Origin of the sequence: Albidovulum sp. (genome assembly GCF_008933605.1) — a bacterium.
Lineage (GTDB): Bacteria > Pseudomonadota > Alphaproteobacteria > Rhodobacterales > Rhodobacteraceae > Albidovulum.
The window spans coordinates 1-10389 of record NZ_WBUS01000112.1 but is presented as its reverse complement, the minus strand read 5'-3'; the positions used below and the strand labels follow the sequence as shown (position 1 = coordinate 10389).

At 69.7% G+C, this 10389-nt stretch carries 15 protein-coding genes; 11 read left to right on the top strand and 4 right to left on the bottom strand.

Features of this window, described 5'->3' with window-relative positions; all coding sequences use genetic code 11:
- From F9K34_RS13700 to F9K34_RS13670, 7 genes are all read left to right on the top strand, one after another.
- Window positions 1-508: hypothetical protein (locus F9K34_RS13700; protein WP_291337531.1), on the top strand; the 508-nt coding region annotated here is incomplete at its 5' end.
- A 57-nt stretch (window positions 509-565) separates the two neighbouring features.
- Window positions 566-901 carry a hypothetical protein gene (locus F9K34_RS13695; RefSeq protein ID WP_291337530.1) on the top strand — a complete coding sequence of 112 codons (336 nt, stop codon included), beginning with the start codon at window positions 566-568 and terminating at the stop codon, window positions 899-901.
- Window positions 902-927: 26 nt separating this feature from the next.
- Window positions 928-1983: a glycosyltransferase gene (locus tag F9K34_RS13690; RefSeq protein ID WP_291337529.1), complete on the top strand. Its 1056-nt coding sequence runs from the start codon at window positions 928-930 to the stop codon at window positions 1981-1983.
- Window positions 1980-4052, top strand: coding sequence for a glycosyltransferase (locus F9K34_RS13685; protein ID WP_291337528.1), 2073 nt, complete (start codon window positions 1980-1982; stop codon window positions 4050-4052). The genes F9K34_RS13690 and F9K34_RS13685 overlap by 4 nt, the downstream gene beginning before the upstream one ends.
- Complete coding sequence (locus F9K34_RS13680; protein WP_291337527.1) at window positions 4049-4483, top strand: hypothetical protein; 435 nt, start codon at window positions 4049-4051, stop codon at window positions 4481-4483. The genes F9K34_RS13685 and F9K34_RS13680 overlap by 4 nt, the downstream gene beginning before the upstream one ends.
- Before the next feature lie 91 nt (window positions 4484-4574).
- The gene (locus F9K34_RS13675; protein ID WP_291337526.1) at window positions 4575-5972 is read left to right on the top strand and encodes a sensor histidine kinase; all 1398 of its coding nucleotides are present in this window, start codon (window positions 4575-4577) and stop codon (window positions 5970-5972) included.
- Entirely contained in the window at window positions 5969-6616 is a 648-nt protein-coding gene (locus F9K34_RS13670) for a response regulator (protein WP_291337525.1), read from the top strand. Before F9K34_RS13675 ends, F9K34_RS13670 begins: the two co-directional genes overlap by 4 nt.
- A gap of 24 nt (window positions 6617-6640) precedes the next feature.
- Here the strand turns inward: F9K34_RS13670 and F9K34_RS13665 are convergent, their stop codons facing one another.
- Window positions 6641-6967: a hypothetical protein gene (locus F9K34_RS13665; RefSeq protein ID WP_291337524.1), complete on the bottom strand. Its 327-nt coding sequence runs from the start codon at window positions 6965-6967 to the stop codon at window positions 6641-6643.
- 61 nt (window positions 6968-7028) lie between these two features.
- On the opposite strand from F9K34_RS13665, the gene F9K34_RS13660 reads away from it, so the two are divergent.
- Window positions 7029-7409, top strand: coding sequence for a hypothetical protein (locus tag F9K34_RS13660; RefSeq protein WP_291337523.1), 381 nt, complete (start codon window positions 7029-7031; stop codon window positions 7407-7409).
- Between the two features lie 8 nt (window positions 7410-7417).
- Here the strand turns inward: F9K34_RS13660 and F9K34_RS13655 are convergent, their stop codons facing one another.
- From F9K34_RS13655 to F9K34_RS13645, 3 genes are all read right to left on the bottom strand, one after another.
- Window positions 7418-7879 (bottom strand): hypothetical protein, encoded by a 462-nt coding sequence (locus F9K34_RS13655; protein ID WP_291337522.1) that lies wholly within the window; start codon window positions 7877-7879, stop codon window positions 7418-7420.
- Window positions 7880-8532: 653 nt separating this feature from the next.
- On the bottom strand, window positions 8533-8811 hold the full coding sequence (locus F9K34_RS13650) for an ArsR/SmtB family transcription factor (protein WP_291337533.1): 279 nt from the start codon (window positions 8809-8811) through the stop codon (window positions 8533-8535).
- A 116-nt stretch (window positions 8812-8927) separates the two neighbouring features.
- Complete coding sequence (locus tag F9K34_RS13645; RefSeq protein ID WP_291337521.1) at window positions 8928-9296, bottom strand: thioredoxin family protein; 369 nt, start codon at window positions 9294-9296, stop codon at window positions 8928-8930.
- Window positions 9297-9368: 72 nt separating this feature from the next.
- Between F9K34_RS13645 and F9K34_RS19070 the strand changes: the two genes are divergently transcribed.
- The 3 genes from F9K34_RS19070 to F9K34_RS13635 all read left to right on the top strand — a co-directional run bounded on the left by F9K34_RS19070 (window position 9369) and on the right by F9K34_RS13635 (window position 10231).
- Complete coding sequence (locus tag F9K34_RS19070) at window positions 9369-9569, top strand: cytochrome c biogenesis protein CcdA (RefSeq protein ID WP_366557907.1); 201 nt, start codon at window positions 9369-9371, stop codon at window positions 9567-9569.
- Window positions 9570-9583: 14 nt separating this feature from the next.
- Window positions 9584-9838 (top strand): hypothetical protein, encoded by a 255-nt coding sequence (locus F9K34_RS19065; RefSeq protein WP_366557908.1) that lies wholly within the window; start codon window positions 9584-9586, stop codon window positions 9836-9838.
- Window positions 9839-10003: 165 nt separating this feature from the next.
- On the top strand, window positions 10004-10231 hold the full coding sequence (locus F9K34_RS13635) for a sulfurtransferase TusA family protein (protein WP_291337532.1): 228 nt from the start codon (window positions 10004-10006) through the stop codon (window positions 10229-10231).
- Window positions 10232-10389 lie beyond the last annotated feature (158 nt).

The following is a 10389-nucleotide window of genomic DNA, read 5'->3' as shown; positions in this document are numbered from 1 at the left end:
TCCCCTGGCTCTGCCGGACGTACCCGCCCTTGCCGACCTCGTCCTCGCCACGGCCGCCGATGCGCCGCCCGGCCCGCCGGAGCTTCCGCCGGCCGTCGGTCCGCGCTTTACCGGCCCGGTCGTGCTGAACGCACCGGCGAGCGTCGGCGACGCGGAACTCGCCGCGCTTGTCGAAGGGCTGGGCGCCGGCGGCTTCGTTCTGGCCGAACCGAACCGCGTGGACATCACCATCAGCGAAAGCAACGTACGCTACTTCCATGCCGCCGATGCCGCCGCAGCAATGGCCGTCGCGACCGAGCTGGGGGCGGAGGCGCGGGATTTCACCGCCTTCTCGCCCGCGCCGCCCGCGGGCACGATCGAGGTCTGGCTGGCTGGGCGCGGCAGCGCCGCGGCTTCGGTGAGAACTCGGCGCGCCTCCGGGCAGCCTTCGGTTTCGGTGGCAGACCGCGAATTGAATGCATTGCGCGCCCGCATCCTGCAGCAACTGCGCAACGGCGATCATCTGTGAGGGATCCGATGGGTATGCGAAGGCGCGCAACAAGACTCAAGACCGGAAGGAACCCCGATGCCTGAACCGAGACTGATGGCGGTGATCACCGCGCTTCTGATGCTCGCGGGCACGTCGCCGGCGCGCGCGGCCTACGACGTCGACCAGTTGCGCCAGATCGAGGCGCTCATTCTTGCCAAGGATTGCGGTGCGCTCTGGCAGTATCTCGTCAGCAACCCGTCCATCATGACCGGCGAAGACGCGCTCGCCCGTGAACTGAGGGTTTTCGTTGCGGCGACCGAACGTGGCCAGATCGACTGTTTCGCCGCGCGCCCGCCGTCGCCGGCAATCGTGCAGCCCGCGCCAGTGGTGGCATTCGCCACCGGATCGGTGCGGCGGATCGAGCCCTACTGAGTGCCGGGCAGCGGCGGGGAGACGGGATGACGAACCAGCCGCGCATCGCCTACGTGCTCGACCCGCGTTTTCCGGGCGGCACCTCCGCCGCCGTCGCCGAGGAGGTCGCGGCCGTTCGGCCCCTTGTCCGGCCCGAGGTCCATGCCGTCACGTCGCGCATGTTCAGCGGCCAGAGCCTCTCGCCCGCGCTTGCGGGCGCATTGGACGCGGCGGGGATCGAGGCCGTCTGGGATGCTCCCGTGATCGCCGCCGACACGGTGATCCTGCACAACCCGGCCTTCCTCAAGTTCGACAAGACCCTCGGTCGCCGCATCGTCGCGCGCGAGCTGATCGTGGTGACGCACGAGAATTTCCAGCGTCCGGGCGGGGCGGAGGGCTTCGATGTGGCCGGCTGCCTCGACCGGATCGACCGTGGCACAGTGGCGCTTCGGAAGACGCTCGCGCCCGTTTCGGCGCACAACCGGGTGACGGTCAGTGACTGGGTCGCCCGGAACGGTGTCCGGCCGGGCTGGTCGCTGGCTGCGGACGACTGGTTCAACATCTGCGACTTCCCCCTGACGCCGCCCACGGACGCCCCGCGCGACCGGCGCGGGCGGCATTCGCGCCCCGGGTTCGAGAAGTTTCCGCCGCGCGCGGTTCTCGACCTCTGTTTTCCACGCCACGCCGAGGCGAATGTCATCCTCGGTGCCGAGGTGCTCATGGCGGAGGAGGCGCCGGTGCCGCACTGGCAGTTGCACCCGTTCCGGGGCCTTGATCTTGAACGCTATTTCGGAATGATCGACTTCATGGTCTATTTCACCGCCCCCACCTGGCAGGAGAGCTTCGGCCGTGTGCTGGCCGAAGCCATCGCCGCCGGGAAGGTGGTGATCTCCGACGCCGCGACGGCGGCGGGCTTCGCCGGTGCCGTTGTGCCCACCCGGCCCGAGGAGGTGGACGCGCTCATCCGCGGCTTCATCGCGGACCCCGGACGTTACGCCTCCCAGGTTCGGCGGGCGCAGGCGACCCTGTCGCGCTTTTCGGCCGAGGCGTTCCAGGCGCGGTTCGCCGCCGCGACCGGTCTGTCCCGAGAGGCCGCCGCATGATCCTGATCGAGGCGGGCGAGCGCACCGACCGGCACTTCGACGCCAAGCTCCTTCTTGCGACCCAGCTGGCCGCGCGGGGCCATCCGGTCATCCTCGACGACCGGACGCTGCCCGACCGTCTCGAACGCTACCAGAAATACGAGGCCGCCCGGTTCCTCGCCGACGTCGACCGCGTCGAGGTGACCCGTGTCATCATCATCGGTGCAGAGGCGATCGGGCAGGATACGTTGACGGCCCTCAGGCATCGACAGTTCGGCCCGGGCGTGGCGGTGCATGTCGTCGGCCGTTTCGCCGACCGGCAAGCGGCCATCACGGCACAGTCCCGCGCGGCCTATGCGCTGGGCCGCGAGCCCGCGCTCGTGGACCTTGCCGCGCTTCAGGGTCCGACGCTCGTCGCCAACGCGATCTCTCCGCTCGCGGCGGCGCCGGTTCCCGGCCCCGAGCCCGAGCGGACGCCGCAGCTTTTCGTCGTGCTGCGCCAGGAGTCGCTCGAGGATCCCATGGTCCTGCCGCTCCTGTCGGCGATGGATCAGGTGCCCGGCTTCCGGCTTCACGTCATCCTGCCCGGCAAGGGCAAGGAACAGGTGAAAGCGACGCGCCACGCGGGTCTTTCGATCTTCGGTCTCTCGGAACTCTCGCCCGCGACCTTCGCCGCTCGCGCCGACATCGCCGCCTTCTTCGGCGACGGCGTGCCGGGAGAGCGGATGGCGGCGTTCGCGCTCGACCTGATGCGGTCCGGGCGGGTCGCCATCGACTGCACCGCAGGCGCGGGATTCGTGGCCGCGGGCGCCCCGGCGGTGCGGGGGCCAGAGGACCTCGGCGGGCTTGCGAACTACGTCCAGCACAACGTGCTGGTGAACCGCAGGCAGATCGGGCTTCAGGCGCAGCGGAGCCCCTGGCTCAACGCCCGGTCGGTGGAGCCTCTGGAGGCCGCGCTGGCTCTCGTCCCGGGGTCAGTGTCCGAACCGAAGACCGATGAGGCTGCCCCGCGCAGGATCGTCCTGCTGCCGACCAATGGCGTCGGCCTCGGCCATGCGCGGCGCTGTGCGCTCGTGGCGGCGGAACTCGGCACCAAGGTCGCCGAGCCGGTTTTCGCGGCCTTTCCGAGCTGCATTCCGATGCTGCGCGGCGAGGGCTTCGACTGCCTGCCACTTGTGCAGAAGAGCCCCGACCACCCTGAGGATCACGCCAACGACCTTCTCAATTACCTGCGGCTCCGCCGGGCGCTTCGGCCGGGCGACCGGCTGGTCTTCGATGGCGGCTACGTTTTCGACTCCGTCCTGCGCGTCATCAATGAACGGGAGATCGACGCCACCTGGATCCGGCGCGGGCTCTGGCAGGCAGGGCAGCTGCAGGGCGGTGCGCTCGACCGCGAACGTGCCTTTGCCCGCGTGATCGTGCCGGGCGAGGCCTTTGCCGAACTCAACAGCGACCGCGGGGGCGCAAAGGTGCGCAGAGTGGGGCCGATTGTCCAGCGGCGCGCCGTTCCGGACGCCTCCGAACGGCGCGCCGGGCGCGGCGCGCTCGCCACCCGGCTCGGCACGCCGTTTTCGGAACTTGTCGTCACGATGCTGGGCGGCGGCGTGGCGGCCGACCGGACCGCGCAACTCCAGGCCGTGGCCGCCATCAGCGAGGCCCGGACGGGCCGCCTCAACCTCGTCGTCGTCTGGCCGGGGGCGGTGGTGCCGCCGGGCCTGGCAGGATGGACGCACACCCGGGTGGTCCAGACCAGGGACGCGCTCTCCCTCTGCCTTCTTGCCGACCTCGTGATCTCGGCCGCAGGCTACAACTCGTTCCACGAGATCCTCTATCACGGAGTTCCCGCCATCTTCGTGCCGCAGATGGCAGTCTACATGGATGACCAGGAACGCCGCGCCCGCGCCGCGTCCGATCGCGGGCTGGCCGAAACGGTCCTCGCGCACGAGCTTCTGCTGCTCGACCGCGAGATTGCGGCCTTCCTCGACTTGGGCAAGGGCGACAGGGTGCGCGCGGCGCTGGCTGCCACCGAGCTGCCGGCGCCGGGCAACCGCGCGGCCGCCGCGCTGATCCTCGGGGAGGAGGTGCCATGACGCCCGAGCACTGGCTTGCGGTCCTGTCGCGGATCGCTCCGGGGGAGCCGGTCGACCTTGACGCCGGAGCGCCCGGTCCGGCTCGGACCGGCGCCGGGCTTGCCGGCCGGATCGCAGCGACACCACCCCCCTCGCCCCGCCTGTGGGACCGGGGTGACACCGGCGCTTCGTGGATCGGCATCCGCGTCGACGCGCCGCTCGCCGATCCCGCCCGCGCGGCCCTGCGGCTCGCCGCCGCCGCGCTCGAACGGGGGGTGACCCCGGTGATCCTCACGTCGCTCGACTCCTCCGGCTTCGAGCGCTTCGGCTTCCGGATCGAACGGTTCCTGGCGGGCCCGGGCGTCGACCGCGCGGCCTGGGAGGCCGAGATGGCCGCCTTCTGGTCCTTCGCCCTGATCATCGACGCGGTCGACGTCGCCTCGCTGGGCTGAGGCGGAGCCCGGGTCATCGGACCAAAGCCCGTGGCGCGCCGCGATCTTCGCCCCTAGAACGAGGGCACGAACAGACACAGCCGGACGGGCGATGCGGGGATCACTGAGCTCCTGGAACAGGCTATCGCTCGCGGCGCAGTTCGCACTGGCGGGCGGGGTCGTCATGATCCTGTCGATGCTGCTGATCGGCCGGGTCGTAACCGCCCGCATCGAGGAGGGCGTGGTCCGCAACACCGCCTACGCGACATCGCAGTACATGGACAGCATCATCGCGCCGCTTGCCCAGGACCTCGCCGAGGTGGACATGCTGTCCCCGGGGGCGCGGCGGGCGCTCGACGAGGTGTTCACGGGCACGCCGCTTGGCGAGAGGGTGGTGTCCTTCAAACTCTGGAAACCGGATGGGCATATCGCCCATGCCTCCGATCCGGCCATCATCGGCCAGACTTTCGCGGTCTCGGAGAACCTGAAGGCCGCCCTCGACGGCGAGACCCGCGCCGATTTCGAGGATCTGGGCGACGAGGAGGACAAGGGGGAAAACGCGCTCGGCCTCCCTCTCCTGGAAGTCTATTCGCCGGTCCGGGAGGCGTGGTCGGGCCGTGTCATCGCCGTGGCGGAGTTCTACGAGGTCGCAAGCCAGCTCCGGCAAGACCTGAGCGCGGCGCGGCGGAATGCCTGGATCGCCGTCGCGATCACCTTCCTGTCCATCGGCGGCGTGCTTTATCTCATCGTCCTGCGCGGCAGCCGCACCATCGACCGCCAGCGGGCGGAACTGACCGCGCGGCTTGACGATCTCGTGGCGCTCTCGGCCCACAACGCGGCGCTGCGCGCGCGGGTGCAACACGCGGCGGCCCGCGCCTCGGCGATGAACGACCAGGCGCTGCGGCGGATCGGGGCGGACCTGCACGACGGGCCGGCCCAGCTTCTGAGCTTCGCGGCGCTGCGGCTGGATGCCCTGCGCGGCGAAGTGTCGACCACCACCGAGCTCGACGCCGTGGAGCGGGCGGTCAAGGACGCGATCCGCGAGGTCAGGTCGATCTCGAAGGGGCTCTCGCTGCCCGACATCGAAGCGCGGTCGCCCTGCGACATCGTCCGCGGCGTCGCAGAGACCCACGCGGCCCGCACGGGGATGCCGGTAGCGGTCGACTGCGACATGCCGGGCCCCGATGGCCTGGCGCAGGCCGTGAAGATCTGCCTCTTCCGGTTCGTGCAGGAGGGGCTGAACAACGCCTGGCGCTATGCCGGCGGCGCCGCACAGGAGGTTGCACTGTCGTTCAGGAACGGCATCCTCAGGCTTTCGGTCCGGGACCGGGGGCCGGGCGTTTCCGTCGCGCCATCCGGCCTTCCGGAGGGCGGCGGCGATTTCTCGGGCATCGGGCTTTCGGGGCTGCGCGACCGCGTCGAAAGCCTCGGCGGCACGTTCAGCGTGCGCAACCGCACCGACGGCCCGGGCGCCGAGGTCGCGATGGAACTGGACACGAGGGGGACATGATGGAGAAGATCCGGGTCGTGGTCGCGGACGATCACCCGCTCTATCGCGAGGGCGTTGCGCGAAGCCTGGCCGATGACTCGGCCTTCGCCGTCGTCGGGCATGCGTCGGACGCGGACGCGGCCGTTGAAATCGTCCAGCGGCTTTCCCCGGGCATCGTCCTGCTTGACATCTCGATGCCCGCCGGCGGCGGCATCTCCGCGCTCAGGCGGATCATGGCCGGCCCGGTCCCGCCGAAGGTGGCGATGCTGACCGTCTCGGAAGAGGACGACGACGTGATGCAGGCGCTGAAGGCCGGGGCCATCGGTTACATCCTAAAGGGCGTCGGATCGCGCGAACTGGTCTCCATCGTCAAGGATGTGGCACGCGGGCAATCCTATGTCTCGCCCACGCTCGCCGCCCGTATCCTCAACGCGATGCGCGAGGGCGGACCGAAGCGGGAGGAGAACCCGCTCGACGACCTCTCCAAGCGCGAGGAGGACATCCTGAGGCTGGTGGCCGAAGGCAAGAGCAACAAGGAGGTGGGCCGCGCGCTCGACCTGCAGGAGAAGACGGTCAAGCACTACATGACGACGATCCTGCAGAAACTCCATCTGCGCAACCGCGTGGAGGCGGCCGTCATGGCGCGCGAGCACTGGAAGAAATGACCCGCGCCGGAGCCGCGGCGGCGCTCAGTCGAGCGAGAACATGCCGCGGATTCGGATTATGTCCGCGGCAGTGACCGGTCGCCGTGCCACGGTGCGCCCCTTGGGATCCTTCACGATGTAGGAGCCGCGCGTCACGATCTCGCGCCAGCCCCGGAAATCGGTCACCTCGATCGCCGCACCGCGCTCGGCAATCTCGACGATGGCGTCGATCAGGCGCGCACCGCCCCTGCGCCTGGCGCTTTCGCCGAATGACCTGAGCCGTGCCTCGTCCTCTCGCCCGGCCGCGCGGGTCGCCACCATTCGCCCGCGCGCGTCGAGCGACTCGAACCGGCCACCCCGGATGCGTTCCACATGACCGTCGGCGAAGCGGACGGTGATCCCGTCAACTCCAAACGAGTTGCCGCCACGCGACGTGGCCGATCCTGAACTGCCCGACGTCGAGGCGGAGGAACTTCCCGACGTGGAAGACCCGGAACTGCCCGAGCTTGAACCGCCCGACCCCGAACTGCCCGACCCAGAGCTGCCGGAGCCGGAGCCCCCGGAGCCACTCGAGTCGTCGTCATCGTCGTCATCATCGTCATCGTTCGACGATCCGTTCTTTGCGAACGCCGCGCCTGCCTTCCCGTCGAGCTTGAAATGCACGACGGGCGACGCACCCCAGACGAGCGCGGACAGAAGCAGGAGAATCAGGAACGAACGCACTGTGCGGTCCACCCGGCTGGCATCGGCTTCTCACTCGGAGCGGGCGCGGCACGCCGTCGCGCCACGCCCCGGTTCATCGAATTCAATCTGACCGCAGGCTCAGCGCAGGGCCAGCAGGCGGTCGATGTCGGCCTGGGTTGCCGGACGTTCCTCGACCGTCCGGCCCGCCGCATTCTTGCGCTCGTAACGACCGTTCTCGATCTCTTCCCTGGTGCCGTCGGAATAGGTCACTTCCACGCCGGCGGAGGAGACTTCGATCTTCTGCACGCCGGACCCGCCACCGGTGCCGCCGGTCGTGCCGCCGGTGCCGGACGAGTCGTCGTCATCGTCGTCATCATCATCGTCATCGTCGTCGTCGTGGCTGCCGTGGCCGCCGCGGCCCCCTTTGTCGTCATCACCATCGTCATCGTCGCTGCCGCTTTTCGCCTGCGCGTGAGTGGCCTTGAGGGTGACGAGGCCGGAGCCGGCGTCGAAGGCGAATTTCACGGGCATCGCCACCAGAAAGGCAGCAGTGCCAAGGATGATGGCAAGTCTTCCGGGGGTGTAGAACGGTGTGTCCATCTTGTGCTCCATCGGGTTCTGCCGCGGCCGCCGCGGCCCTGTGCTCCCTCTTTCACACGAAGCGATCCGGTCGAATACCGGCGAAGGACCTCCGCCACGCCGGGTGCGGACCACTTCCGGGACACCATCCGACCTTGGCCGGTGCCTGTCATCGGACCAAGGTCGGATATTCGCCGCGGCGCCGGCTCGGTCGGGCTGGAAGCCACCGATGAACTGGCGCAGACCGAACGGAATGCCTGCGGCTACTACGCCCACGGCGATCTGGGTGGGACAACGTCTCTACGGTGCGTGCGACAAGTCCCAGCCGAGCGCACCCAGCCCGGCCACGATGGCGGAGGCCGGCGGAGGCAGGCCGGTCCTGGCGATCGTGTGGCAGAAGGCCGCCCTCGGCGCGGCGAGGCCGAGGGTTTCGGCCAGGAACGTGCCGATGATCGCAGCCCCGAGGACGCCCCCCAGAGCCGCAGCCGTCGCGGGTCGGCGCGGTAGACGGCCGATTCAAGCGTGCCGAGGATTGCAGAAATGCCCCAGCCGCGCGGCACCGCCCAGGGCCGCTCCGCCAATCAATCCGCCAAGCGCGGCCAGCAGGCCCGGTGGCATCGCCGCCATCGTCTTGCTTCCCAGGGGGTCGGGCCATCCTCGGTTGCGCGTCGGCCCTAGCGGCAGAAAAGTTCGTTCAACAAGCCGATCATGCGCGCGGTCTTCGGGTCGCTCAAGGAATAGTAGATCGCCTTTCCGTCGCGGCGGGCCTTCACCAATCCTTCGAGCCGTAGCCGCGCGAGCTGCTGGCTGACGGCCGCCTGACGTGACGCGAGGAGCGATTCAAGTTCCGTCACCGACTTCTCGCCGTCGAGAAGATGGCAGAGAATCATCAGGCGTCCCTCGTGGGCGAGTGCCTTGAGGTATCCTGCCGCCTCGTCGGCCTGGGTCGACAGATCCTCGCCCGTGGCTTTGGGTGTGACGCAGGCGGCTGTTTCACGTCCGCTTGCGTCGGCACCATCCGCCGCACCGGGCGGCACGCTCCGGCCGCGACCCCCGCGGCGCCAGCCCGTCACGGCGCCGCCTTCGCGGGGATCTCGCCCGCCCCGGCCAGAATCGGCGCCAGCATGCCCCAGAAGAAGTCCTCGCCCGGATAGTCTTCGACCCGGCCGTCCCCCTCGCCATTGCGGACGCGGTTGAAGGCGGGCGTAGAGACGGGCGTGGGGCCGAGCGCCACGTTCGCGGGATACGGACCCTTCAGCTGCACCCGTTCCGGCGGCGCCGCCTGGCCCTCCGGCATCCTGGGGTAGATGGGCGCAATCCCGGCGTCCCGGCGCGCGCAATGGGCGCAGCCTGGCTGCTCGACCATCAGGAGCCGCACCTCGGCAGCGGCCGGAACGCCCGCCGCAACCGTCAGAATCAGGACGAGTGCGCGCCGCATGTTGACGCCCCATCTTTCACATATGCAGATTTTAATATGTTTTGGCGTTCCGGGCAAGGCAGGGAGGAAGCCGTGCGGTTGGATCCCACCTTCGGTGGCGCCCCTCCCGTGGGACTTCTGTCCTACCTGTCGCCGTGCACCCTGCCCATGGTTCCCTTCTACCAGTGCTGCATGGCCGGAATCTCCATGTCCGAGCGCAAGTCGGACCAGACGATCACGGCCGGCGCGCAACGCCGGCTTGTCGTCGCGGGCGCGGGACGGCGCTTGTGTTGACCTGCGGGCGCGGCATGACGGCGCCCTTCGTTCCGGCCGCGGTCTTCGCGCGGCCGTTACGCGGCCGGATGAACCGCAACCGGAAGTACGTCGTGCACATGAAGAAGGTCATGGGCGTGATGCCGATCCGCCTTGCGGTTCTGGTTGCGACCGGATCGGTCAACGCCATCGCCGCCGTGACCGACGAAAGCGGCCGGGCGTCGGGGCCGCGACGGCCCAGGAAGCAACGACCTGCCCCTTCGACGGCTCGTTCGAGGATGCGACCTTAGCGGTCGAGAGCGCGATCGTCGGCAATGGGCTCGTGACCGACTACGGAAACCTCCCCGAGAGGCCGATGCAGTAGGTGCGGGGCGCTGCTCGACGGGATCGCGCGCGAGGCGGCGGGACAGTGCCTGCGGATGGACAGGCCGGCGTGCCTCGCCTATTGCGGGGCGATGGACTGGGACGAGGAAATCGATGCGGCCGGCCTTCTCTGCCCGCTGCCGGTGCTGAAGGCGCGCAAGCGCCTCCTGACGATGCGGCCGGGTGCCGTGCTGAGGCTGGTCGCGACCGATCCGGCCGCGGTCGTGGACGTGCCGCATTTCTGCGCCGAGGCCGGGCACGAGTTCCTTGGCGCGACCGCGGAAGGGTCCGGCCAGGCCTATCTCATCCGCCGCCGCTGAGACGCCGCTCAGCCGGCGAGGGTGACGAGCCGCCCTGCCGCGACGAGGTCTTCCCGCGTGTTGACGTTGTAGAAGGGATCGACAGGGTCCGATCCGAACGCCGCGCGTCCGGCGCCGCAGGTTGCCGCCCAGGCCCCAACCCGGCGCTCGCCCCGCGC

Coding starts and splice junctions, on each gene's coding strand:
- F9K34_RS19065 (WP_366557908.1), top strand. CDS start 9,584: ATGACGGCGCCCTTCGTTCCGGCCGCGGTCTTCGCGCGGCCGTTACGC.
- F9K34_RS13695 (WP_291337530.1), top strand. CDS start 566: ATGCCTGAACCGAGACTGATGGCGGTGATCACCGCGCTTCTGATGCTC.
- F9K34_RS13680 (WP_291337527.1), top strand. CDS start 4,049: ATGACGCCCGAGCACTGGCTTGCGGTCCTGTCGCGGATCGCTCCGGGG.
- F9K34_RS13670 (WP_291337525.1), top strand. CDS start 5,969: ATGATGGAGAAGATCCGGGTCGTGGTCGCGGACGATCACCCGCTCTAT.
- F9K34_RS13690 (WP_291337529.1), top strand. CDS start 928: ATGACGAACCAGCCGCGCATCGCCTACGTGCTCGACCCGCGTTTTCCG.
- F9K34_RS13675 (WP_291337526.1), top strand. CDS start 4,575: ATGCGGGGATCACTGAGCTCCTGGAACAGGCTATCGCTCGCGGCGCAG.
- F9K34_RS13635 (WP_291337532.1), top strand. CDS start 10,004: ATGGACTGGGACGAGGAAATCGATGCGGCCGGCCTTCTCTGCCCGCTG.
- F9K34_RS13655 (WP_291337522.1), bottom strand. CDS start 7,879: ATGGACACACCGTTCTACACCCCCGGAAGACTTGCCATCATCCTTGGC.
- F9K34_RS13645 (WP_291337521.1), bottom strand. CDS start 9,296: ATGCGGCGCGCACTCGTCCTGATTCTGACGGTTGCGGCGGGCGTTCCG.
- F9K34_RS13685 (WP_291337528.1), top strand. CDS start 1,980: ATGATCCTGATCGAGGCGGGCGAGCGCACCGACCGGCACTTCGACGCC.